The sequence below is a fragment of the Sphaerisporangium sp. NPDC005288 genome, from assembly GCF_040607475.1.
Lineage (GTDB): Bacteria > Actinomycetota > Actinomycetes > Streptosporangiales > Streptosporangiaceae > Sphaerisporangium > Sphaerisporangium rhizosphaerae.
In genome coordinates, this window is sequence record NZ_JBEXGT010000024.1 from 38,786 (window position 1) to 59,756 (window position 20,971).

General features: G+C 71.7%; 16 protein-coding genes. 9 read left to right on the forward strand and 7 right to left on the reverse strand.

Annotated features, from left to right (window positions below):
• Positions 1–83: 83 nt before the first annotated feature.
• Positions 84–1,490 (reverse strand): PQQ-dependent sugar dehydrogenase, encoded by a 1,407-nt coding sequence (locus ABZU32_RS22750; RefSeq protein ID WP_354924835.1) that lies wholly within the window; start codon positions 1,488–1,490, stop codon positions 84–86.
• 83 nt (positions 1,491–1,573) lie between these two features.
• Here ABZU32_RS22750 and ABZU32_RS22755 point away from each other — a divergent pair, with 83 nt between their 5' ends.
• The 5 genes from ABZU32_RS22755 to ilvC all read left to right on the forward strand — a co-directional run bounded on the left by ABZU32_RS22755 (position 1,574) and on the right by ilvC (position 9,011).
• Positions 1,574–2,482, forward strand: coding sequence for a 2-hydroxyacid dehydrogenase (locus ABZU32_RS22755; protein WP_354924837.1), 909 nt, complete (start codon positions 1,574–1,576; stop codon positions 2,480–2,482).
• Between the two features lie 254 nt (positions 2,483–2,736).
• Complete coding sequence (locus ABZU32_RS22760) at positions 2,737–5,379, forward strand: EAL domain-containing protein (RefSeq protein ID WP_354924839.1); 2,643 nt, start codon at positions 2,737–2,739, stop codon at positions 5,377–5,379.
• A 183-nt stretch (positions 5,380–5,562) separates the two neighbouring features.
• Positions 5,563–7,401, forward strand: a complete 1,839-nt coding sequence (locus ABZU32_RS22765) for an acetolactate synthase large subunit (protein ID WP_354924949.1) — start codon at positions 5,563–5,565, stop codon at positions 7,399–7,401.
• Positions 7,402–7,447: 46 nt separating this feature from the next.
• Positions 7,448–7,972, forward strand: a complete 525-nt coding sequence (ilvN, locus tag ABZU32_RS22770; protein WP_354847308.1) for an acetolactate synthase small subunit — start codon at positions 7,448–7,450, stop codon at positions 7,970–7,972.
• Between the two features lie 28 nt (positions 7,973–8,000).
• Entirely contained in the window at positions 8,001–9,011 is a 1,011-nt protein-coding gene (ilvC, locus tag ABZU32_RS22775) for a ketol-acid reductoisomerase (protein ID WP_354924841.1), read from the forward strand.
• A gap of 66 nt (positions 9,012–9,077) precedes the next feature.
• On the opposite strand, the gene ABZU32_RS22780 is transcribed toward ilvC, so the two are convergent.
• The 4 genes from ABZU32_RS22780 to thrS all read right to left on the reverse strand — a co-directional run bounded on the left by ABZU32_RS22780 (position 9,078) and on the right by thrS (position 13,163).
• Positions 9,078–9,815, reverse strand: coding sequence for a hypothetical protein (locus tag ABZU32_RS22780; protein WP_354924843.1), 738 nt, complete (start codon positions 9,813–9,815; stop codon positions 9,078–9,080).
• A 35-nt stretch (positions 9,816–9,850) separates the two neighbouring features.
• Positions 9,851–9,976, reverse strand: coding sequence for a hypothetical protein (locus ABZU32_RS22785; RefSeq protein WP_354924845.1), 126 nt, complete (start codon positions 9,974–9,976; stop codon positions 9,851–9,853).
• A 181-nt stretch (positions 9,977–10,157) separates the two neighbouring features.
• Positions 10,158–11,726, reverse strand: a complete 1,569-nt coding sequence (dacB, locus tag ABZU32_RS22790; RefSeq protein ID WP_354924846.1) for a D-alanyl-D-alanine carboxypeptidase/D-alanyl-D-alanine-endopeptidase — start codon at positions 11,724–11,726, stop codon at positions 10,158–10,160.
• A 144-nt stretch (positions 11,727–11,870) separates the two neighbouring features.
• Positions 11,871–13,163 (reverse strand): threonine--tRNA ligase, encoded by a 1,293-nt coding sequence (gene thrS, locus ABZU32_RS22795; RefSeq protein ID WP_354924848.1) that lies wholly within the window; start codon positions 13,161–13,163, stop codon positions 11,871–11,873.
• A gap of 526 nt (positions 13,164–13,689) precedes the next feature.
• Here thrS and ABZU32_RS22800 point away from each other — a divergent pair.
• Positions 13,690–14,265, forward strand: a complete 576-nt coding sequence (locus ABZU32_RS22800; protein WP_354924850.1) for a hypothetical protein — start codon at positions 13,690–13,692, stop codon at positions 14,263–14,265.
• Between the two features lie 241 nt (positions 14,266–14,506).
• On the opposite strand, the gene ABZU32_RS22805 is transcribed toward ABZU32_RS22800, so the two are convergent.
• Positions 14,507–15,049: a DUF1707 and FHA domain-containing protein gene (locus ABZU32_RS22805; RefSeq protein ID WP_354924852.1), complete on the reverse strand. Its 543-nt coding sequence runs from the start codon at positions 15,047–15,049 to the stop codon at positions 14,507–14,509.
• A gap of 89 nt (positions 15,050–15,138) precedes the next feature.
• On the opposite strand from ABZU32_RS22805, the gene ABZU32_RS22810 reads away from it, so the two are divergent.
• From ABZU32_RS22810 to ABZU32_RS22820, 3 genes are all read left to right on the forward strand, one after another.
• Positions 15,139–15,723: a PadR family transcriptional regulator gene (locus ABZU32_RS22810; protein WP_354924854.1), complete on the forward strand. Its 585-nt coding sequence runs from the start codon at positions 15,139–15,141 to the stop codon at positions 15,721–15,723.
• A complete protein-coding gene (locus ABZU32_RS22815) occupies positions 15,713–16,411 on the forward strand; it encodes an ABC transporter ATP-binding protein (RefSeq protein WP_354924856.1) in 699 nt (232 codons plus the stop codon). Before ABZU32_RS22810 ends, ABZU32_RS22815 begins: the two co-directional genes overlap by 11 nt.
• A gap of 176 nt (positions 16,412–16,587) precedes the next feature.
• The gene (locus ABZU32_RS22820; RefSeq protein WP_354924858.1) at positions 16,588–19,152 is read left to right on the forward strand and encodes an ABC transporter permease; all 2,565 of its coding nucleotides are present in this window, start codon (positions 16,588–16,590) and stop codon (positions 19,150–19,152) included.
• 86 nt (positions 19,153–19,238) lie between these two features.
• Here the strand turns inward: ABZU32_RS22820 and ABZU32_RS22825 are convergent, their stop codons facing one another.
• Positions 19,239–20,630, reverse strand: a complete 1,392-nt coding sequence (locus ABZU32_RS22825) for an MFS transporter (protein WP_354924860.1) — start codon at positions 20,628–20,630, stop codon at positions 19,239–19,241.
• Positions 20,631–20,971 lie beyond the last annotated feature (341 nt).

The following is a 20,971-nucleotide window of genomic DNA, read 5'->3' on the forward strand; positions in this document are numbered from 1 at the left end:
TCCGGCCGGGAGAAGTCAGGGCCGGGAGAAGCCAGGGCCGGGCTCCGGTCCGCGGAGGGTTCCGGGTCCGCGGAGGTTCCGGGTCAGCGGAGCGGGATGACCAGGATGCGGTCCTCGCCGCCTGCGGAAGGGGCGTGGCCGTCCTTGTTGCTGGTGCTGACATAGAGCGAGGAGCCGTCGGGGGTGGCGGCCACGGCGCGCAGGCGGCCGTACTTTCCCGTGTAGTGGGCGATGGGCTTGCCCACGCGGCCGATGCCGATCACCGGCACCTGCCACAGCCGCGTCCCACGCAGGGCGGCGATCCACAGGGAGCCCTTCGCGTAGGCCATCCCCGAGGGCGATGCCTCGGCGGGAGACCAGGTGAGCAGCGGGTCGGTGTAACCGTCTCCGCCGCCGAAGCCCTCGACCCCCGGCCAGCCGTAGTTCCCGCCCTTCTTGATCAGATTGACCTCGTCATAGGTGTTCTGGCCGAACTCCGAGGCGTACATGCGCTCGTCCGGGTCCCAGGCGACGCCTTGGACGTTGCGGTGCCCGTAGCTCCAGATCACGTTCTCGAACGGGTTGCCCGGTGCGGGCTTGCCGTCGACGGTCATCCGCAGGATCTTGCCGCCCAGCGTGCCGAGCGCCTGGGCCAGGGGACGCTCGCCGGTCTCGCCGGTCGTGGCGTACAGGTACCCGTCGGGCCCGAACGCGAGCCGCCCGCCGTTGTGGATGGCGCCCTTGGGGATGCCGCTGAGGATCGTCACCGGGTCGCTCAGGCGGTTCTGGTAGCGGTAGCGCACGATGCGGTTCTCGGTGGCGGCCGTGTAGTAGACGAAGACGTAGTGGTCCTGCGCGAACCGGGGGGAGACGGCGACGCCGAGCGAGCCGCCCTCCCCGCTCGGGGACACGCCTTCGATCACCCCGGCTTCGCTCACCTCGCCGGAGGGGGACACGCGCAGCAGCCGCGGGGAGCCGCGCTCGGTGACCAGAGCGTCGCCGCCGGGCAGGAAGGCGATGGCCCAGGGAACGGCCAGACCTCCTACGAGCGTGCGAGGGGTGCCGGGCGTCGCCACCTTGGCGGGGGACTCCGTCGCGCCGGAGGACGGGGCCGCAGGTGCGGCACTGGTCGGCGGGACGGAGGAGCCGTCGCCGTCCGCGCGCTCCGCCTTCCCGGGCGCGCACCCCGCCAGCAGCACGGCGGCGGTCGCGGCGGCGAGCACCCGCCGCACCGCGTGCGCCCTGCTCAGGACCGGCGCGGGGGGCGCCGTCCTCGGGCCGGCCGGTGGGAGCGGGCGGGCGGCCGGCGCGGTCCGGGCGATGGCGGGTGCGGGCGGACGGACAGGCGGGGTGGGCGGGGTGCGCGAAGAGACGGGCGGGCGGACAGGCGGGGTGGGCGAGCAGACGAGCGGGGGGATGGGCGGGGCGGGCGAAGCAACGGGCGGGGGGATGGGCGGGGTGGGGTGCCGGTGGTCGCGTGCGGTGCCGGCGTGCGGTGATCCGTCGGGCATCAAGAACCTCCTCCGTCACTCCATACTGACGTCCCGCAGGCGAGGTTCCCGCCCCCGGCGGGGGGTCGTTAGGGTTGATGGTCATGAAGATTTGGGCTCCCTCGCAGGCCATCGTCGATGTCTTGACCGATCTGCCGGATGTGGAATGCGTCCTGTACGACGGAGGCGAGCGGCCGCCCGAGAACGCCGAGGACGTCGAGGTGTGGATCCCCCCGCTCATCCCGCCCCGCACGACCGCCGAACTGCTCGGCCGGATGCCCAAGCTGCGCTTGCTGCAGACGGTGACGGCCGGCGTCGAGACCTACCGTCCCCACCTGCCCGACGGCGTGATCCTGTGCAACGCGCGGGGCGTCCACGACGCGGGCACCGCCGAGTGGGCGGTCGGCGCGATGATCTCCGTGCTGCGCGACTTCCCGGCCTTCGCCGGCGCCCAGCAGCGCGGGGAGTGGACCTACCACCACACCGGCGTGCTGGCCGACGCCACCGTGCTCATCATCGGGTACGGCTCGATCGGCCAGGCGCTGGAACGCCGCCTGGACGGGTTCGAGGTGGAGGTCGTGCGGGTGGCGCGCACCGCGCGCGACGGCGTGCACGGCGAGGATGAGCTGCCGCGGTTGCTGCCCGAGGCCGACGTCGTGGTGCTGCTGGTGCCGCAGACCCCGGACACCGCGCGCATGGTGGACGCAGCCTTCCTCGCCATGATGAAGGACGGGGCGGTGCTGGTGAACGCCGCGCGCGGCTCGGTGGTGGACACCGACGCGCTCGTTGCCGAGCTCGCCGCCGGCCGGCTCAGGGCCGCCCTGGACGTGACCGACCCCGAGCCTCTGCCCAAGGACCACCCGCTGTGGACGGCGCCGGGGGTCTTCATCACCCCGCACGTGGCAGGCAGCACCCCGGCGTCGCTGCGGCGGACGCTGAAACTCATGCGATCTCAGATGCTGAGATATCTGTCCGGGGAACCGCTGAACAACGTGATCACGGGGTCGTACTGAACGGCTTGACTCTCGTTTCTGACTCGTAACGATAGGAAAGCAAACCCAAGCCGTGGCTGCCTCGTGACCTCCGATGCGTACGGTGAGTCTCACCGCGCCACCGTTCCTGACAGCGAGCAAGGCGGTTATCAGATCGGTGACGACTGAGCGGTTGTCGCCTCCTCCGCCCCCGGGCGGGCGCGACACTGGCCACGTGACAGGGATGAGCCGCATGGGCGACGACGTTGAACGGCCTTCGTGACCCAAGGGTCCCGTTGACCGCCGCCGCCGGTCTCGGCGCGGTGGGCCTCACGGCTGCCCTCCTCGTCGACGCCGCCGCCGCGACGGTCACCGCGGTGGCCGGGGTGGTGGCCGGCCTCATCGCCGCCGTCTCACTCCTGGTGGCGGCCGTCCGCGTCGCGCCGGGCTGGCGCCACCAGTCGTCCGCCTGGCGCTGGCTCGCCTCCGGCACGGCCGCCTGGCTGGCCGGGGTCGGGGTGCGCCCGCTCGCCGAGGGCACGCCGTTCATGCTGACCTTCGCCGACGTCCTGCTCATCGCGGGCGGGGTGCTGCTCGCGATCGGCTGCGGCCGCACGGCGCGGCGCCGGGCGTACGGCAGGTCGCTGCTCCAGTACGCCACCAGCGCCTACATCAGCGCCGCGTCGCTGTTCACCATCGGCTGGGTCGTGCTTCTGGCTCCGCTGTACGCGAGGTCCGACGAGCCGAGCACGCTCGCCTCACCCGTGGTCTGCCTGCTGGCGACGTGCGCCGTGGCCCCGGCCGCGCTGGCGTCGCGCTCGGCCGGGCGCCGGGTGGGCCTGGCCGCGCTGGCCGTGCTCGCGACGGTCACCGTGCAGGAGTTGGCCACGGCGATGGCCCGCGTGACCGTCGGCGGCGCTCTTCCGCCGGCCGCAGGCCTGGTGGCGCCGATCGCCTATCTGCTGCTGGCCGCCGCCCCGTGGGCGAGCCGAGCCCGCACCCGCCCGGTGCGGGCGCCGTCCTCCGCGATCGTGGAGGGGGCGCCGCTCGTCCTGGCCGCCGTCGCCACCGTCGTGCTGCTCGTCCGCGTGATCACCCAGGGCCCCGACCGGCCGGTGGCCGTTCTGCCCTTCGTGGTCGGCTCGGTCGTGGTCGTGCTGCTGGCCAAGGTGTTCGTGCTGGCCGTGGAGACCGCGAGCATGCGCGGCAATCTGAACTCCAGCGAGCGCCGGCTCATCCATCTGGCCGAGAGCGCCGGTGACATGGTCCTGGTCTGCGACACCGACGGCGTCATGCGCGAGATGGGCGCCGGGGTCGAGGCCCTGTACGGCTACCATCCTCGCGATCTGATCGGACGCTCGATCTTCGACTACGTCCACTCCGAGGACGCCCCCGGCGTCCAGGCGGCGTTGAGGTCCCTGACGACCGAAGAGGAACCGCCCCTGGAACGGCAGAGCGCGTGCCGGGTCGCCTGCCGCGTCCGCGCCGCCGACGGCACCTGGCGGCCGGCCGAGTCCGTCGCCACCCGTCACCCCAGCGAGGGGGAGGACCTCGTCCTGATCTCCACGCGGGACGTCAGCGACCAGGTGGCACTGCGCAACCAGGTAGCCCACCTCACCTTCCACGACGGGGTGACCGGCCTGCCCAACCGCGCCTACTTCGAGGAGCGCACCCGCGAGGTGCTGGCGCGCAGGGGCGGCGGCACCACGGCGGTGGTGTTCATCGACCTGGACGGCTTCACCGGCGTCAACGATTCGGTGGGGCACGCCGGCGGCGACTACCTGCTGAGCCAGGCCGCCCGGCGGCTGCGCGCGGCCGTCCACTCCGACGACACCCTCGCCCGCTGGGGCGGAGACGAGTTCGCGGTGCTGCTGGAGTCCGGCGGCTCTGGCCCGTCGACCGGCTCGGGCACGGCCGACGCCCAGTCGGCCATCGACCTGGCCGAGCGGCTGGTGCGCGCGGTGTCCTCCGAGCCCTTCCGGGTGGCCGACCGCGACATCGCGCTGACCGCCAGCGTCGGCGTCGCCTTCGCCGAGGACGGCGTCCCGGCCGGCGACCTCATCCGCAACTCCGACGTGGCCACGACCCGGGCCAAGGAGCTCGGCGGCCGCCGCGTCGAGGTGTTCGCCGCCCATATGCACGCCGACGTCGTACGCCGCCTCGAGCTGGCCGCCGACCTTCAGCGGGCGCTGCTGGCCGGCCAGTTCGCCATCGAGTACCAGCCCGTGGTGGACCTGGCGACCTCCCGGGTCACCGCGGTCGAGGCCCTGGTGCGCTGGTGGCGGGGCAGCACGCTCGTCCCGCCGCAGCAGTTCCTGGGCGCCGCCGAGGACACCGGGCTGATCGTCCCGCTCAGCGAGTGGATTTTGCGCGAGGCGTGCCGCGAGGTGGCCGCCTGGCGAGCCTCGTCCTGGGACATCGGGCTGTCGCTCAACCTGTCCAGCCGCCAGATCACCGCGCCGCGGTTCGTCGAGACGGTCGAGGCGGCCCTGGCCGAGAGCGGCCTGCCCGCGAGCGCCCTGACCCTCGAGGTGATCGAGGAGATGCTCGTCGAGGACGCCGACGAGATCATCAGCCGGCTGTCGGAGCTGCGCGCCCTCGGCGTGCGGCTCGCGATCGACGACTTCGGCACCGGGTACGCCTCGCTGGCGTTCCTGCGGCAGCTTCCCGTCGACATGATCAAGATCGACCCGTCGTTCGTGTCCGGTCTGGGACGCGACGAGACGCTGACGCTGCTCACCCGCACCATCGTCCGGCTCGGCCACGACCTGGGCCTCATCGTGGTGGCCGAGGGCATCGAGCGCCCCGAGCAGCTCGAACTGCTCCGCGAGATGGGCTGCACCCGGGGCCAGGGCTACCTGGTCGCCCGCCCCATGGCCGCCCGCGGCGTCGACTCCCTCATGCGCACCAGCCTGTCTCCTCTCCAGGAGACCGCCTGAGGGGATGGGCAAGCTCATCCCATATTGTGAGACTTGTGTCCGGAGATTTGACACCTGCGACGTGTCAGGGGCTATGGTTGCCGCATGCGTATCACTGGGGACTCGATTGCCGGGCTGCAGCAGCCTCGGCTTGACGGTGTAGTACTTCGCCGGCGCGCGGGTCGCTGACGAAGAGTCCCCAGCCTGCGCGCAGCCCCAGCATCGCCTCTCCGGCGAGCGGGGCATTTTTTATGGCCACAGCCCAGCTCAGCCACGCAAGGAAACGAGCCGATGACCGAAGAGATGACAGGTGCGCAGGCCCTCGTCAGGGCGCTGGAGCAGGTCGGGGTCGACACGGTGTTCGGGATCCCGGGCGGCGCGATCCTGCCCGCCTACGACCCGCTCTACGACTCCACCAAGGTCAGGCACGTCCTCGTACGCCACGAGCAGGGCGCGGGCCACGCCGCCGAGGGGTACGCCCAGGCGACCGGCCGGGTCGGAGTCTGCATGGCGACCAGCGGGCCGGGCGCCACGAACCTGGTGACCGCCATCGCCGACGCGTACATGGACTCGGTGCCCATCGTGGCGATCACCGGACAGGTCGCGGCGCCGCTGATCGGCACGGACGCCTTCCAGGAGGCCGACATCTCCGGCATCACCATGCCGATCACCAAGCACAACTTCCTGGTCACCGACGCCGATGACATTCCCCGCACCATCGCCGAGGCCTTCCACATCGCCTCGACGGGCCGGCCCGGCCCCGTCCTGGTCGACATCTCCAAGGACGCCCTGCAGGCCACGACCGCCTTCTCCTGGCCGCCCGTCATGCGCCTGCCGGGCTACCGCCCGGTGACCCGGCCGCACTCCAAGCAGATCAGAGAGGCCGCGCGCCTCATGGCCGAGGCCAAGCGGCCGGTGCTGTACGTCGGCGGGGGCGTGCACAAGGCCCGCGCCTCGGCCGAGCTGCTGCAACTGGCCGAACTGACCGGCATCCCCGTGATCACCACCCTCATGGCCAGGGGCACCTTCCCCGACAGCCACGACCTGCACCTGGGCATGCCGGGCATGCACGGCACGGTCGCCGCCGTGGGCGCCCTGCAGCGCAGTGACCTGCTCATCGCGCTCGGCACGCGCTTCGACGACCGGGTGACCGGCCGGCTGGACACCTTCGCCCCGCACGCCAAGATCATCCACGCCGACATCGACCCGGCGGAGATCTCCAAGAACCGCCACGCGGACGTCCCGATCGTGGGCGACTGCCGCGAGGTGCTCACCGACCTGCTCGGCGCTATCAAGCACGAGCAGGCCGAGGGCCGCTCCGGCGACTACACCGCCTGGTGGGCGGTGCTCGACGGCTACCGCAAGACCTATCCGCTCGGGTACGACACGCCGGACGACGGCTCGCTCGCGCCGCAGTACGTCGTCGAGCGGCTCAGCGCGCTGGTCGGGCCGGACGCCTACTACGTGGCCGGCGTCGGCCAGCACCAGATGTGGGCCGCCCAGTTCATCGGCTACGAGAACCCGGGCACGTTCATCAACTCCGGCGGCGCGGGCACGATGGGCTTCGCGGTGCCGGCGGCGATGGGCGCCAAGATGGGGCAGCCCGAGGCCACGGTGTGGGCGATCGACGGCGACGGCTGCTTCCAGATGACCAACCAGGAGCTCGCCACCTGCGCGCTCGAAGGGGTGCCGATCAAGGTGGCCGTGATCAACAACGGCAACCTCGGCATGGTCCGTCAATGGCAGACGCTGTTCTACAACGAGCGCTACTCCAACACCGACCTGCAGTCGCCGCGCCGCATCCCCGACTTCGTCAAGCTGGCCGACGCCTATGGTTGCGTGGGACTGCGGTGCGAGCGTCCCGAGGACGTCGACGCGACGATCCGCAAGGCCATGGAGATCAACGACGTGCCCGTGGTCATCGACTTCGTCGTGCACAAGGACGCGATGGTGTGGCCCATGGTCGCCGCCGGAACCAGCAACGACGAGATCAAGTTCGCTCGCGACCTGGCTCCCGTGTGGGACAACGAGGAGCAGTCATGAGCGCACGGGCCCACGGACCATCCACCGGTTTCGCAGGAGGGAACGCATGAGCCGCCACACGCTGTCGGTTCTCGTCGAGAACAAGCCCGGCGTCCTGGCCCGGGTCGCCGCGCTGTTCAGCCGGCGCGGCTTCAACATCGACTCCCTGGCGGTCGGGCCGACCGAGCACGACGACGTCTCGCGCATGACCATCGTCGTCAACGTCGCCGAGCTGCCGCTGGAGCAGGTCACCAAGCAGCTCAACAAGCTGGTCAACGTGATCAAGATCGTGGAGCTCGACCCCTCCCAGTCCGTGCAGCGGGAGCTCACGCTCATCAAGGTCCGCGCGGACGCCGACACCCGTTCCAACGTGCTAGAACTGGTGCAGCTGTTCCGCGCCCGCTGCGTGGACGTGGCCACGGACGCGGTGACCATCGAAGTCACCGGCACGCCGGACAAGCTCGACGCCTTCATCAGGGTGCTGGAGCCGTTCGGTATCAAAGAGCTCGTCCAGTCGGGCATGGTGGCCATCGGCCGCGGCGCCCGTTCCATCACCGACCGCTCGCTCAGGGCCCTGGACCGCAGCGCGTGAGCCCTGCGGGCGCGAGCCGTAAGAATCCATGAGAGGCAAGCTAGTGACTGAGATCTTCTACGACGACGACGCCGACCTGTCGGTCATCCAGGGCCGGCACGTGGCGGTGCTGGGCTACGGCAGCCAGGGCCACGCCCACGCGCTGTCGCTGCGCGACTCCGGCGTCGACGTGCGAGTGGGCCTGCCCGAGGGCTCCAAGAGCCGCGAGAAGGCCGAGAACGACGGCCTGCGCGTCGTCACCCCGGGGGAGGCGGCCGAGGAGGCCGACCTCATCATGATCCTCGCGCCGGACCACATCCAGCGTCACCTGTACGCCGAGCACGTCGCGCCGAACCTGGTCGAGGGCGACGCCCTGTTCTTCGGCCACGGCCTCAACATCCGCTACGGCCTGATCGAGGCGCCCGAGGGCGTCGACGTGGCGATGGTCGCCCCCAAGGGCCCCGGCCACCTGGTGCGCCGCCAGTTCACCGCCGGCCGCGGCGTTCCGGTGCTGGTCGCCGTCGAGCGTGACGCGACCGGCAACGCCTGGCAGCTCGCGCTGTCCTACGCCAAGGGCATCGGCGGCACCCGCGCCGGCGCGCTGAAGACCACCTTCACCGAGGAGACCGAGACCGACCTGTTCGGCGAGCAGGCCGTGCTGTGCGGCGGCGTCTCCGAGCTGATCAAGGTCGGGTTCGAGACGCTGGTCGAGGCGGGCTACCAGCCCGAGGTCGCCTACTTCGAGTGCCTGCACGAGATGAAGCTCATCGTCGACCTCATGTACGAGGGCGGCATCTCCAAGATGTACTGGTCGGTGTCCGACACCGCGGAGTTCGGCGGCTACACCCGCGGCCCGCGCGTCGTCACCTCCGAGACCAAGAAGGAGATGCAGCGCATCCTGGGCGAGGTCCAGTCGGGCGCCTTCGCCCGCGAGCTGGTCGAGGAGTTCGACGGCGGCCAGGGCAACTTCCGCAAGTACCGCGAGGAGCTGTCCCAGCACCCCATCGAGCAGACCGGCGCCAAGCTCCGCCCGATGATGAGCTGGCTCAAGGAGAAGTAACCCGCACACCGACAAGTGATCGCCCGAGCCGCCCTCCGGCTCGGGCGATCTGTCGTTCTGGGAGTCTCAGGCGAACAGTTCGTCGATGGAGTCGATAGTGGCGGCGCGTCGTCCCCATTTCTCGATCCGCACAGGGTCGGAGCACTCGAGGATCTCGTCTCGCTGGTCCTCGGACAGCGTGATCCCCCGCGCGTCCAGCACGAGCAGCAACATCTTGGCCTCGCCCCTCGCCTCCCCCTGAGCGAGACCCTCGGCGAGACCCTCGGCCTTACCCTTCCCGTAGTAGCCGCGAGCGAAGACGCTCTTGTACTCGCGTGTACCGGTGGCCATCATCTCCTCCAGAATCTCGCGGGCCCCTACCGTGAGCATGGCCAGCACCTCGTCAATATAACCTTGCGCCTGGTCGGACTCCATGTGCTCGAGCCCTTCCAGCATCGCCGTGAAGATCTTCTCGCCGGCCGGGCCATCACCGTGGATCATCGCCGACAGGACGGCCAGTTCCGGGTTGGCCCGCGCCTGTAGCGAATCGATGATCGTCGGGATCTCGTCGGGGCCCAGCACCAGCGGTGTGAACACCAATCCTGGGTGTCCGAGGGCGATGGGCTGGGCGCACCATCGGGCGATCTTGCGTTCGGGACTGATGACCAGCAGTACGACCGGGCAGCGCAGCCGGGCACGGAGGGTGGCCAGGTACGCGGGCCAACTCCATGGCTTGGCGTAGTCCCTGCCGCATTGCACCTCGACGATGACGGCCATGGCGGTCTCTTCGGGGTCGGTCTCGCTCTCGGTACGCAGGGTGACCACGGTGTCGGCGCGGTATTCGGTGGGTTTGTGCTCGGTCAGGTCACGCGGGCCTCGGCGAAGACGGGGACGGCGTCGGACTGGACGCATCCGAGCAGGTCGGCCGCCAGGGACGGGCGCTCTCGTATGAGTTCGAGCCAGATCTGATGTTCTCTCGTTGGCATGACGTGAACACTATCCGTGTTCACTTGACCACTCTATGGAAACATGAAAGTCATTGCTTGACCCGTTGGTGTCGCCTTGTTCGGGCCCGGCCCGTGGGGGCCGGGCCCGGGAGCACCTACTCTGCGGGCGGGGATGGGAAGTGCGTCCGCATTCTCGCCACCGGGGGCGGCGAGGGTCAGGTCAGCAGGGGGTGGGCTTGAGCCAGGAGCATTCGCGGGCGGGGTCGTCGGGGGTGGTGGGGGTGGCGGTTCTGAGCTGGGCGGGGGTGTCGACGGGAGCGTCGCGCTTGAACTGCGCGAGGCGTACGGCGATGGCGTCCTCGACGGCCGGCTTGGGGTTGCCGGTCAGGTAGTTGTTGGTGATGATCGAGAACACCAGCGGCTCGCCGTCGGCGCTGGTCACATAGCCCGACAGGCCCGAGACGCTGGTGAGCGAGCCGGTCTTGGCGTGCACGTTGTTCGCCGCCGCGGTGCCCGCCATGCGGCTGCGCAGCGTGCCGCCGGTGAAGCGGTCGGCGTTGCCGGCGATCGGCAGGGCGTCGTACCAGGTGGTGAACCACGGCTTGGCGCGCAGCGCGATGAGGTAGTCGGTCAGCTCGCCGGGGGTGACCCCGTCCAGCCGCGACAGGCCCGAGCCGTCGCGCAGGCGCACGTTCTTGACGCGGTTGGCCTTGGCGAAGGCGGTGGTGACCGCGAGCCCGGCGTCCCAGGTGCCCTTGCCGGAGACCTTGCGGCCCATCGCCTTGGTCAGGATCTCGGCGTGCATGTTGTTGCTGAGCTTGAGGAACGGCACCAGGAGCTGGGAGAGCGGCATCGACTCGCGGGTGGCCAGGGCCTTGGCCCCCTCGGGCGCGGCGCCGCGCGTGGTCGGGCCGAGCAGGCGTACGCCGTGCTTGGCGAGCGCCTTGCGGAACAGCGAGGCGGCGTACCCGGTGGGGTCGTTGACGGCCACCCACTCGTCGTAGGCGCCGGCGACCGTGCCGGTGATCACGATGGTGTTGGTGCCGTGCACGCGGTTCACCACGACGTCGGTCTCGGCGCCGGTCGTGGCGTGATTCTCGATCTTGACGTAGTCGGTCTCGGGTGTCGTGGTCACCTTGGCGGGCGCGCCTGCCGCGCCGCCGGGTGCCACCGAGACGATCACCGAGCCCGCGTCGTAGTCGGTGTCGGGTGCGGCGGTGAGCGCCGAAATCTGGCCCGCGTAGTAGTACGGCTCGTCGTCCCAGGCCCAGTCGGTGCCGAGCCGCACGTCGTCGAACCAGGTGTCGTCGGCGACCAGCCGGCCCGTCACGAGCTTCACGCCGGCGCCGGCGACCTTCGCCGCCAGCGCGTCGTAGTCGGCGGCGAGCATGGTCGGGTCGCCGGTGCCCTTGAGATAGAGGTCGCCGGTGAGGGCCGATCCCGCCTTTCGGCCCGTGCCGAGCACGCTGGTGGTGAAGCGGTAGTCCAGGCCCAGGGTGTCCACGGCGGCGGCCGAGGTGAGCAGCTTGGTGTTGGAGGCGGGCAGGAAGATCTTCCCGGCGTCCTGCGCGTAGAGCTGCTCGCCCGTCGCGGCGCTCTTGACCACCACCCCGGCGCGGGCCACCACCAGGTTGGACGCGCTGAGGACCTGGTCGATGTCCTTGGTGAGGTCGGCCACGCCGGGCGCGGGGTCGGCCGCGCTCGCGGGCGCGCCTCCGGTCGCCTGCGTCAGCGTGGCCGTCAGGGCGGCGGCTGCCAGCAATGTGGTGAGTTGTCTACGTCTGTGCACGGGGTGCCTCCATGAGGGCTCGGCCTGGGGGGATCATCGACAACACCGCTCCGGCCGACAATACGGAAACCTACGTATGTCCACCCGGTGATCTCATATCCTCGCAAACCCGGCGCCGCCGCCCGGACGGTCGGCGCCGGTGTGTCAGGGGCGGACGCCCTGGTCGTCCGGGGCGGCGGCGTCGTCCCACAAATCGGTGCTGTGCGCCTCGACCAGGGCGCGCACCCGGGCGAGCATCTCGGCGGCGGGCAGCGCGTCCAGGCGGCGCCCGTCCCGCAGGCGCGGGGCGACCTCGTCGCGGGCGGCCTCCCTGGCGCCGATCACCAGGTGGTAGGGCACCAGCCGGGCGGCCCGGACGCGGGCGCCCAGGCTGCCGTGCTCGGGCCCGGCGACCTCGGCGCGCAGCCCCAGCTCGGCGCAGCGGCGCAGCAGTCCGGCGGCGCGGGACGCCTCGGCCTCCGACACCGGCAGGACGGTGAGCTGGGTGGGGGCGAGCCAGGCGGGGAAGGCGCCGCCGTGCACCTCGATGAGATGGGCGACGGCCCGCTCCACGCTGCCGATGATGCTGCGGTGCACCATGACCGGCCGGTGCCGGGCGCCGTCCGGGCCGACGTAGTGCAGGTCGAACCGCTCGGGCTGGTGGAAGTCGACCTGGACGGTCGACAGAGTGGACTCACGGCCGGCGCCGTCGGCGATCTGGACGTCGATCTTGGGGCCGTAGAACGCCGCCTCGCCCTCGACGGCCTCGTAGTCCAGGCCGGAGGCCGAAAGCGCGCCGACGAGCAGGTCGGTGGAGCGCCGCCACAGCTCGGCGCCCGCGACGTACTTGCCGCCCGGCCCGGGCAGGGACAGCCGATAGCGGGCCGGGCGGATGCCGAGGGCGCGGTAGGCCCTGACGATCATCGCCAGCGCCGCCGCGGCCTCCTCCTCGACCTGGTCCAGGGTGCAGAAGATGTGCGCGTCGTTCAGCTGGATCGCCCGGACGCGGGTGAGCCCGCCCAGCACCCCCGACAGCTCCGAGCGGTACATGCCGCCCAGCTCGGCCATCCGCAGCGGCAGGTCGCGATAGCTGCGCCCCCGGGAGCGGTAGATCAGAGCGTGGTGCGGGCACAGGCTCGGCCGCAGCACGACCTGCTCGCCCCCCAGGTCCATCGGGGGGAACATGTCGTCGCTGTAGTGGGACCAGTGCCCGGAGATCTCGTACAGCTCCCTCTTGCCCAGCACGGGGGAGTAGACGTGCCGGTAGCCGGCCCGGCGCTCGGCGCCGCGGATGTACTCCTCCAGGGCGTGCCGCACGGCCGCGCCGTCCGGAAGCCAGTACGGCAGCCCCGCGCCGATCAGCGGGTCGGTGTCGAACAGGCCGAGCTCTCGGCCGAGTCTGCGGTGGTCGTGCATCTGCATCGTGGTCTCCTCGCGGGTGTCGAGGCGGGTGACCACACGGCGAAGCCCCGGGGCACTCGCCCCGGGGCTTCGGACTGAGAGTCAGCTGTCAGCGCGCCGGGACACTCCTCGGCGTCGTCGTCGAACCAGCGCGCTTCATGCCGGTCACGGTAGCAGAAGCCCGCACGGCGGGCACGCGATAACGGGGGCAGGTCGAGGGCGGAGACGGGCGGATGATGCGTCGCGTGCCCGGCGGCGGATATCCGCCGGAGTGATCGGACATCGGCCACCGGACGGAAAGTGAATTCGATTCCCGGCCATCGGTTGATGGCGAGCGAAGATTTATGAATGCCTTACTTCATTGCTTCTGTGGCGCTGATCACATGCTATCTGTGCAGAATTACGCATACCGCTCGCCGTGGTTCTTCCTATCGTCTGCAGCGGCAAAGGCGGGGGCCGTACGTGGCCGACTCCTCAGGGGCGGCCGCTGGTGGATCGTGCGCGGTGCCAGGTCAGAACGGGCGGCTGCCGGCATGGCCGTGCAGCCGGCCGATCATGCGGAAAGACCAGAGAAAGCAGGAAAATGAAGCTCAGAAATGTCATCGCCGCGCTCGGCATGGTGTCGGTGGCGGGGCCGGTCATGATGGCCGCGATGCCCGCGGCGATCGCCGACACCGCCACCGTCGTGCAGCAGAGGCGCACGATTCCCGACTGGGACCTCGGCGACGACAGCTGCGCCGACGTCACGATCAAGTCGAAGGCCAACAACCAGTACGTCGCCGCCGAGGTGGAATACGGCGGATATGTATTCGGTCAGCTTCGTGCGCGGTCGGGAGGTGCCGGAGCCTGGGAGAAGTTCTCGATCTGCCCACAGGACGGCTACCAAACGCTTTATTCGTATGGCGCCCAGCGCTACGTGAGTGCCGAGAAGAACTACACGGGCGCGGACAAGGGCATGTTGCGGGCACGCGCGACCAGTGTCGCTTCGTTCGAGAAGTTCCAGATCGTGCACAACAAGGCGCAGGGTTACTACACCATCAAGTCCCTGGTCAATGGGAAGTACGTGAGCGCTGAGCTGGCTTACACGGGTGGGGGCTACGCCATGCTCCGGGCCCGGGCGGACAGCGTCGGCGATTACGAGAAGTTCCTGATTTCCTGATCTGCCGAAGGCATTCCTGGGCACGTGCCGCTGACCAGGAGGCCGACACGGCGTGATCGACCTGCGGGCCTCTGCCGTGCGCTCGCAGGTCGATCGATTACTCGTATTCCGCGGAACGGACGAACGGGCGGGTCTCTGGGAGACTCGCCCGTTTCTTTTGGCCGTGATCGGTCGATGCGGCCTTCGGCCTCGGTGTACGGGCGCCGCCCGCAGCGCGGCGCCGGTCGGTGAACGAAGGAGGTCAGGCCACCGGGGGGGCGAGGACGAAGGCGCACTCGCCGAAGGAGATCTCGTCGCCTTCACGGACGCGGGCCGGGCCGACCAGGCGCCAGCCGTTCAGCCGCGTGCCGTTGAGCGACCCGAGGTCGACCAGCAGCCACGACTCGGTCTCGCGGCGCAGCTCGGCGTGCACGCGCGAGACCGTCAGGTCGGTCAGCACCAGGTCGCACTCCGAGCCGCGGCCCACGACGTAGCGGGTGCGGCTGTCGGCGGGGAGCGCCAGCCGGGGCAGCCGGGGGCGGCGCCAGGCCGTCTCGATGCGCGTGGTCAGGTCGGACACCGAGGCCACGGCCTCGGTCAACCGGCGGCGCCACCGCCCGGACGGCGGAAGGTCGGAGACCAGATCGGTGAGCTCGACCTGGCTGCGGGCCCGTAGCGCGCGGTCGACCCGTCCGAGGAAGGTGTCGTGCGAGATCTGACCCTCGAGGGCGTGATCGCGGAGCTCGTTGATGGCGCGATCGCGGTCCCCATCGGAGGCGCGCACAGGCGGGTGCGTCGAGCTCATGTCCCGAGTATCAGGCTGGCAACGGTGAGGTGTCCAGATTATGCGGGATCTGTTGCGGCGGGCATACCGAGTATGCATACTCGGTATTCATGTCCATCAGGCACGGCCTGCTCGCCCTCCTGTCACAGGGGCCGAGGTACGGCTACCAACTGCGCGCCGAGTTCGAGGCGTCCACGGGGGCGACCTGGCCGCTCAACATCGGCCAGGTCTACACGACGCTCTCGCGCATGGAGCGCGACGGGATGGTGGCGCCGGGCGAGCAGGACGACCAGGGACGCGTCGTGTACGCGCTCACCGACAAGGGCCGGTCGGAGCTGGACCGGTGGTTCGCCACCCCCATCGCCCAGGCCGACCGGCCCAGGGACGAGCTGGTGATCAAGCTGGCGATGGCGGTCACCGCGCCCGCGGCCGACGTCCGGCGGGTCGTCCAGACCCAGCGCACCGCCACCATGCGCGCCCTGCAGGAGCTCACCCGTGCCAAGCGCGCCGTGACCGGGACCGCGCAGCGGCTGGTGCTCGACTCCATGATCTTCCAGGCCGAGGCCGAGCAGCGCTGGCTCGACCACTGCGAGACCGTGCTCGCCACATCACGGGAAACGGTCGTGTCCGCCGGTTCCCCGGAGACCACCGAGGCCGTACCCGCCACTTCTCAGGAGACCACCAATGACGACTGACCGCGTCGTCCGCCTCACCGGCGTGGCGCGCATCCACGGCAAGGGCGCCGGAGCCGTGCACGCCCTCAGAGACGTGAGCCTGGAGGTCGCCCCCGGTGAACTGGTCGCGGTGATGGGTCCGTCCGGATCGGGCAAGTCCACCCTGCTCAACGTCGCCGGCGGCCTGGACCGCCCGACGGCCGGTGACGTCACCGTCGAGGGCGCCGACCTCGGCGCGCTGTCGGCCCGTGAACTGGCGCGCCTGCGACGGCGGCACGTCGGGTACGTCTTCCAGGACCTCAACCTGATCCCCTCGCTGACCGCCGCCGAGAACGTCATGCTGCCGCGCGAGCTGGACGGCGTCCGCGCCCGCCAGGCCAGGCAGGAAGCGGTGGAGGTGCTCGGCGAGGTGGGCGTGGCCGAGGTCTCCGACCGCTTTCCCGACGAGATCTCCGGCGGGCAGCGCCAGCGGGTGGCCATCGCCCGCGCGCTGGTGGGGGAGCGGCGGCTGCTGCTCGCCGACGAACCGACCGGCGCCCTCGACTCGGCGACCGGCGAGGACATCCTGGCCCTGTTACGCGCCCGTTGCGATGCGGGAGCCGCCGTCCTCCTGGTCACCCACGAGCCCCGCCTGGCCGCCTGGGCCGACCGCGTCGTCTTCCTGCGCGACGGCGTGATCGCCGACAGCACCGCGGCGGTGACCGCGTGAACGCGCGGGGCGGCGGAGACGGCGTGGTCGGGCCGGACGGGGGTGACCCGGCGAAGGCGCCAGGCGGCGATGACCGTGCGAACGTGCCGGGCGGGGATGATCGCGTGGCCGGACAGGGCGGCGCCGGCGGGGGCACGGCCGATGATCGCGGGAGCGGCGGACGGACGAGGTCGCGCGTGAGCGGGCTGCGAGCGGCCCTGCGGCTGTCCTGGCGGGACGCCCGGCGGTTCAAGGGCAGGAGCGCCCTGGTCATCATCATGATCGGCTTGCCCGTCCTGGCGGTCACGGCGATGGCCGTCCTCCTCGTGACCTTCGACCTGACCCCTCGGGAGCGGCTGGACCGCGACCTGGGCAGGTCGGACGCGCGGATCGTCGCCAGGGCGCCGGGCCGGCCGGTGCAGCAGGACGATACGGGGCGATTCTGGACACTCAAGGATGCGAGGGCGGCGCAGAAGGCGCGGCCGGTGACGACGGACCGGCTGGCCGCACTGCTGCCTCCGGGCAGCCGCATTGTGCCGATCACCCCCGGACGGGAGCTCTACGCGGGCCCTGCTCTCGACCCCACCAGGGTGGTCGAGCTCGACCTGCGTGACCCGCTGACTCGGGGTCTCTATCCGCTCCGGCAGGGGCGGTTCCCCGCGAACCCGGACGAAGTCGTGGTGTCCTCCTGGCTCGCCCGGCACGGCGCTCCGCTCGGGTCGCGCATCCGGCTGTCCGGCTCGGCCACCGACCATCCGGTCGTCGGGGTCGTGGACGACGCCGACCGCCTCGACCTCGACGTGGTGGTCACGCTCCCCGCGCCCGAGGCGCGCGAGCGGGCGGTCGAATGGCTGGTGGACACGCCGGGGCCCGTGCGATGGAAGGACGTGCGGCGGTTGAACGCCGAGGGGTTGTCGGTGACCTCGCGCGCCGTGGTGACCGGCAGGGATTCCGGGACTTCATGGCGCATCCGGTCGGCTCCGAGGATGAGACCCGTGGACCTGGCCGTCGGCGGGCTGGTCGTGACGATGGTGGTGCTGGAGATCGTCCTGCTGGCCGGCCCCGCGTTCGCGGTGGGCATCCGGCGCCGCCGCCGCGAGCTGGCGCTGGTCGCCGCGCAGGGCGGCTCCACCCGCCACCTGCGGTCCATCGTGCTCGCCGACGGGTTCGTGCTCGGCGGTGTCGCCACGGTGCTCGGCGTGGCGGCGGGTCTCGCCGCCGCACGCGCCGCCGTCCCGATCCTGGAGAGCGTGAACGGCGCCGTCGCCGGACCGTACGAGGTGCCGATCCGCTATGTCGCCGCGGCCGCGGTGCTCGGCCTGGGCAGCGCGGTGGCGGCCGCGGTGGTGCCCGCCCGGCGGGCCGCCCGCGCCGACGTCGTCGCGGCGCTGGCCGGACGGCCGGCGCAGGCCCGAGTCCGGAACGGCCTTCCTCTGTCCGGCCTCGCGCTCGTCGCCGCCGGCTTCGTGATCACTCTTGGTTGGAGAACGAACCGCCGCGTCATCTCGTTGCTGGGCGACCTCAGCCTCGCGACCGGAGCGCTCTGCACGATGGTGGGGCTCGTCCTGCTCACCCCATGGCTGGTGCGGGTCGCGGGCCGGCTCGCCGCCTGCCTGCCGCTGCCATTCCGGCTGGCCGCGCGGGACGCGGTGCGCAACCGGGGACGTACCGCCCCGGCGGTCGCCGCCGTGGCCGCCGCGACGGCCGGATTGGCAGGGTGCATGATCGCCGCGGCCAGCGCGGAGACACGCTGGCTGCACGACTACCACCCCCAGGAGGTGGCCGGCGCACTGACGGTCGACATCGGCCAGCCGACGGACGAGCGGGCCGAACGCGTGCGCGCGGCGTTGCGGAGCGCGCTGCCGGGAGTGCCGCTGGCCGAGGTGTACCGGCCCGCGGACAACGTGGACGCCTACGGGATGCAGCTCGCCGACTGCGCGATCAGGACGGAGTGCGGAAGCCCGTACGATGGCAACGCCTCCCGCATCGGGGGGCCCGACCTGGCACGCTATCTCGCCGGCCGCGACGACCCCCGAGCGGCGGCCGCCCTGGCGGCGGGCAAGGTCCTGGTGTTCCGGCCCGGCGCGGTGCGTGCGGGCGCGGTGCGGCTGCGCGTGCTCGGCGGTGAGCCCCGAGAGGTCAGCGTGCCGGCCGTGGAGGTGCGCGCGGTTCGCGCCGCCGTCACCGACGTCCTGGTGCCGACGCGGACGGCGACGGAGCTCGGCTTCCGGCCGCGGCTCGCGGGGTTCGTCGTCGACCCCGGCCGCCACCGGGTGACGCCGGAGGAGGTGGACAAGATCCAGAGCCTGGCGAAGGCATGGCGGTCCGGCGTCTACGTCTACGTCGAGCGGGGCCCGGTGAACCCGATGGAGGTCACGCTGCTGGTCCTGGCGGGGGCGGCCGTCGTCCTGGTCCTGGGCGGGACGTTCGCCGCCACCGGCCTGGCCGTGGCCGACGCCCGGCCGGACCTGGCCACGCTCGGCGCGGTGGGCGCGCCGCCCGGCCTGCGGCGGCTGGTGACGCTCGGGCAGGCGTGGTTCGTGGCCGTGACGGGTATGGCCGCCGGCACGGTCGCGGGTCTGTCCCTCGGCGTGGCCGCCATGGAGTCGACGTCCATCGCGCACCGAGTGCGGGTCTACAACCCCATCACCGTTCCATGGGGCTCCATCGCCGCGCTGGTGGTCGCGTTGCCCCTGCTGGCGGGTCTGGTCGCCGCGGCGTTCACCCGAGCCCGGGTCACACCGCCTCGCCGCACGACCTGAGGCGGCCGGCTCGCCGGGCGCGGGGCGCAAGGGCCGCGGCCGCTGCCCTCGCACACGGGGCAGGGGCCGTCGACCAGCAGGCCGGGTCAGGCCGGGGTGCCACGGGAGGCGGTGCCGTCCGCGGTGGCGGGCTCGGCGGTGCCGGCCTTGGCCAGGTCGTCGGCGGTGAGGTCGTACTTGACCGTCATCCAGATGCCGAGGCCGACGATGACGGCCGGGATGACGGCCTGCGCCAGGATGATCGCGGTGAGCGCGCTGCCGGGCTGGGTGACCGGGTGCTCGGGGTCGGAGGAGACGAAGCCTCCCGCCGCGAGCACCACGCCGACCACCGCGGCGCCGAGCGCGGCCACCGCGCTCTCCACGGCCGTCCACAGGCCGGTGAACACCCCGCCCCTGCGCTTGCCGCTGCGTGCCGAGTCGTGGGCGATCACGTCGGCCAGCATGGAGAACTGCAGGAGCTGCAGGCCGGCGTACCCGACGCCGATCACCAGCGTCGCCAGGTGGGCGTAGAGCGCGCCGAAGACCGGGGTGAGCGCGACCGCCAGGCCGCCGACGAGGAACAGCGCGCCGGCCAGGAGCATCGCGCCCCGCTTGTCCATCTTGCGCGCCGCCCACACCCACAGCGGCATGGTGATCAGCATGGGCCCCACCAGTGCGGCGAACAGGGTGCTGGTGGCCGAGACGTCCTCGACGATGTACGAGGCGAAGTACGGGGCGCCGGCCAGCATCACCCCGGCCGCGAGCGTCTGGGCGCTGGAAAGGCCGAGCAGCCACATGAACGGACGGCTGGCCCGCGCCGCGGCCAGCTGGGTGCGCAGGCTCGACTCCGGCTCGACGGCGCCCGTCATCGGGGCCTTGGCCGTGCCGAGGAAGGAGGCCAGCATGGACAGCAGCAGCAGCACCCCGAAGGCGATGCCCATCGTGCGGTAGCCGTCCAGCGAGTGCGCCGCGATGGCGGGCGCGATGATGCCGCTCAGCGCGATGGCGAGCGCCACGAAGATCATGCGCCACTGCAGCAGCGAGGTGCGCTCGTGGTAGTCGCCGGTCATCTCGGCGGGCATCGCCTTGAACGGCACCTCGTACAACGCGTACCCGGTGGCGGCCAGCAGGAAGAAGGCGCCGACGAACAGGGCCGCCGGCGTGCCGGTCAGCGGCGGGCCGGAGAAGGTGAGCGCGAAGGCCGCCGGCAGGATCGCCGCGCCGGCCAGCAGCCAGGGCCGCCGCGGGCCCCAGCGGGAGACGGTGCGGTCCGACCACTGGCCGACCAGCGGGTTGATGACCAGGTCCCACGCCTTGGGGGCGAAGACCACGACGCCGGCCAGCAGCGCGGGGACCGCCAGGATGTTGGTCATGTAGAACAGCAGCAGCAGGCCGGGGATGGCGCTGAAGGTGGCGGTGCAGAACGAGCCCACACCGTAACCGAGCCGGACGCTTCGCGGGACGGCCGTGACGGGAGTCGCCGTGGTCGAAGGAACCATTGCGCCATTACAGACCAGCAAGCGTTTGGCCGCCAGCCCTCCCGGGCCGCAGCTCGGTGACGATCGTGCGGCGCCACCCCGCCTGCCCTGCCCTGCCCGCTCGGCCTGCCATGCCGCCACCCCGTCGGCGGTCCTCGCCGTCCCGTCCGGCATCCCGTGGGCCGTCCTTGCCGTGCCCTCCGGCGCCGTCCCGGTCACACCGTCCGGGCGGCGCTTCGGCGATCCGCGTACCGGTTCGTCGCATGCCCCGTCGGTCGTCCTCGCCGTCCCGTCAGACGCTCTTCGCCACACCGTTCGGCCGGCGGTTCCGGCGGTCCGGGCTCCGGGTCGTCCGCCGGCTC

Bases quoted from the DNA above. Each gene is read 5' to 3' on its own strand.
- ABZU32_RS22750 (WP_354924835.1), bottom strand. From the start codon at position 1,490: ATGCCCGACGGATCACCGCACGCCGGCACCGCACGCGACCACCGGCAC.
- ABZU32_RS22785 (WP_354924845.1), bottom strand. From the start codon at position 9,976: ATGCCAACGAGAGAACATCAGATCTGGCTCGAACTCATACGAGAGCGC.
- ABZU32_RS22805 (WP_354924852.1), bottom strand. From the start codon at position 15,049: ATGAGCTCGACGCACCCGCCTGTGCGCGCCTCCGATGGGGACCGCGAT.
- ABZU32_RS22810 (WP_354924854.1), top strand. From the start codon at position 15,139: ATGTCCATCAGGCACGGCCTGCTCGCCCTCCTGTCACAGGGGCCGAGG.
- ABZU32_RS22825 (WP_354924860.1), bottom strand. From the start codon at position 20,630: ATGGTTCCTTCGACCACGGCGACTCCCGTCACGGCCGTCCCGCGAAGC.
- ilvC (WP_354924841.1), top strand. From the start codon at position 8,001: ATGAGAGGCAAGCTAGTGACTGAGATCTTCTACGACGACGACGCCGAC.
- ABZU32_RS22755 (WP_354924837.1), top strand. From the start codon at position 1,574: ATGAAGATTTGGGCTCCCTCGCAGGCCATCGTCGATGTCTTGACCGAT.
- ilvN (WP_354847308.1), top strand. From the start codon at position 7,448: ATGAGCCGCCACACGCTGTCGGTTCTCGTCGAGAACAAGCCCGGCGTC.
- ABZU32_RS22800 (WP_354924850.1), top strand. From the start codon at position 13,690: ATGAAGCTCAGAAATGTCATCGCCGCGCTCGGCATGGTGTCGGTGGCG.
- ABZU32_RS22815 (WP_354924856.1), top strand. From the start codon at position 15,713: ATGACGACTGACCGCGTCGTCCGCCTCACCGGCGTGGCGCGCATCCAC.